At 64.8% G+C, this 1,867-nt stretch carries 4 protein-coding genes; 1 reads left to right on the plus strand and 3 read right to left on the minus strand.

What is annotated here, in order from left to right:
* From ACIBJF_RS53240 to ACIBJF_RS53250, 3 genes are all read right to left on the minus strand, one after another.
* Window positions 1-206 (minus strand): PAS domain-containing protein (locus ACIBJF_RS53240; RefSeq protein WP_399185089.1); only part of this gene is annotated, 206 nt, incomplete at its 3' end.
* 248 nt (window positions 207-454) lie between these two features.
* Window positions 455-754: an AzlD domain-containing protein gene (locus ACIBJF_RS53245; RefSeq protein ID WP_123980683.1), complete on the minus strand. Its 300-nt coding sequence runs from the start codon at window positions 752-754 to the stop codon at window positions 455-457.
* Window positions 754-1,512: an AzlC family ABC transporter permease gene (locus ACIBJF_RS53250; protein ID WP_399185090.1), complete on the minus strand. Its 759-nt coding sequence runs from the start codon at window positions 1,510-1,512 to the stop codon at window positions 754-756. The genes ACIBJF_RS53245 and ACIBJF_RS53250 overlap by 1 nt, the downstream gene beginning before the upstream one ends.
* A 79-nt stretch (window positions 1,513-1,591) precedes the next feature.
* Here ACIBJF_RS53250 and ACIBJF_RS53255 point away from each other — a divergent pair.
* Window positions 1,592-1,867: Lrp/AsnC family transcriptional regulator (locus ACIBJF_RS53255; protein WP_399185091.1), on the plus strand; the 276-nt coding region annotated here is incomplete at its 3' end.

The following is a 1,867-nucleotide window of genomic DNA, read 5'->3' on the forward strand; positions in this document are numbered from 1 at the left end:
CGGCACTGCTCGGCGAACGCCGATACCCCCAGCGGCCCCTCAATGGACGGCAGCACGAGTGCGGCGGACTGGCCCACCACTTCCCCGGCCGAGTACCCGACAAGCCGCTGAGCGGCCTGCGTCCACCCGACCACCGTCCCTTGCTCGTCGAGCATCGCTATCGCTGCGTCGGCTATCTCGTAGAGCTTCTGGTCAGTGCTCATCATGGCGGTCGATCACGTTCCTATCTGGATTTCCTTGGCTCGCGACCTGGATGTCGCGTCCGTTGAGTTCTTGGGCGAAGCCTCAAGGAGGCTGGACTTCTGGGCGGCCACTGCCTCGCGTCGTTGGCCGGAGTGAGCCGTGTACTAACCACCCTCGCGCTACGGACCGCCCATGACGCCCGTGGACGCCCCTGGGGCGCGCGAACCTTTGCCCTGTGCCGTGACGCACCCTGGAACTCCTGAGCGTCCTGTCAGGCAATCAACCGAAGCAGGGCTGCCGCGGCAGCGGCGAGAGTCACCACCACGAGGAATGGGGCACGCAGCAGAACTGCGATGACGGCCACCCCGACCCCCGCTGCTCGTGGGTCGATCGTCAACTCCTGCTGTTTGCTGAATGTCTGCGTGACGATGAGTGCGGCAAGCAGAGCCACGGGCAGCAGCTCCGCCACCTTCTGCACCCGACGGTCCTCAAGCACAGCCTTGGGGGCTGATAAACCGCCCAGTTTCAAGGCGTAGCAGCTCACCGCGCCCACAGCTATAGCCACCCACATCAGCCGACCTTCCTTTCCTCGGGAACTGTGTCGTCCACATGACTTGCGTTCCGGGGAACCTCTGCGCTGTCCATCTCGACACGCCTCCCGTCGTCGTGGGAACTCCACAGCGAGAGGGCAACCACGGCCGCTGCCGCCAGGAGCACCGGCACTCCGGCCGGCGTGAAAGGCACGGCCGTCAGCGCTACCGCGGCACCGATCAGCGCGGCCCACCATGTGATGGGTGTGCGCAACCGGGGGGCCATCAATGCGACGAAGGCCGCAGGCGCGACCACATCGAGGCCGAGGACGGAGGGATTCGACAGTGCCCGCGCTCCCAGCGCGCCAAGCAGGGTCGCAATGTTCCAGCAGCCAAACACAGACAGGCCGGCCGCCCAGAATCCCAGCCGGGCAAGCGGCTCGTTGCGGGTGTCGAGGGACATCGCCGCGCTCTCGTCGATGACGAACTGCGCGGCCCCAAGGCGCCGTGGCAGGCGCATGCGCAGCAAGCGAGCCAAGTGCAACCCGTAAAGCGCGTTGCGTGAGCCGAGCAGCGCTGCCGTGGCGGCTCCCGCCAAGGGTGCGCCTCCGGCCGCCACAACTCCAACGAAGGCGAACTGCGAGGCTCCCGTGAACATCAACAGCGACAGCACACACGTCTGCGGGAGGGTAAGACCGGCCGTCGTAGACAGGGCCCCGAACGAGAGGCCATAGGTGCCGGTGGCTATCCCGATGCCCAGCGCGTCGCGGATGACCCCTTTTTCCGCTTCATTTCGCATGGCAATATCGTACCGAAATTCGTGCGCTATATTACTTCAAATATCCACCGTATGCAGGGATTCGGAGTATGTTCGACTCATGGATGCAGTAGACCGCGCGATTTTGTTCCAGCTGCAGCAGGACGGTCGGCTCTCGAACGTCGACCTCAGCGCACGTGTCGGCCTGAGCCCCACCCCATGCCTCAGGCGGGTGCGTAACCTCGAAGAAGCGGGGATCATCCAGGGCTACCACGCCGACCTCGACCCGACAGCAATCGGACGAGGCTTCCAGGTCCTCGTCCAGGCGAACATGATGATCAAGGACCAATCCACCATCGAGGCGTTCGAGGACCAGGTCCGCGAATTTCCGGAGATC

It is taken from the genome of Streptomyces sp. NPDC050743, from assembly GCF_044456925.1.
Classification (GTDB): Bacteria; Actinomycetota; Actinomycetes; order Streptomycetales; family Streptomycetaceae; genus Streptomyces.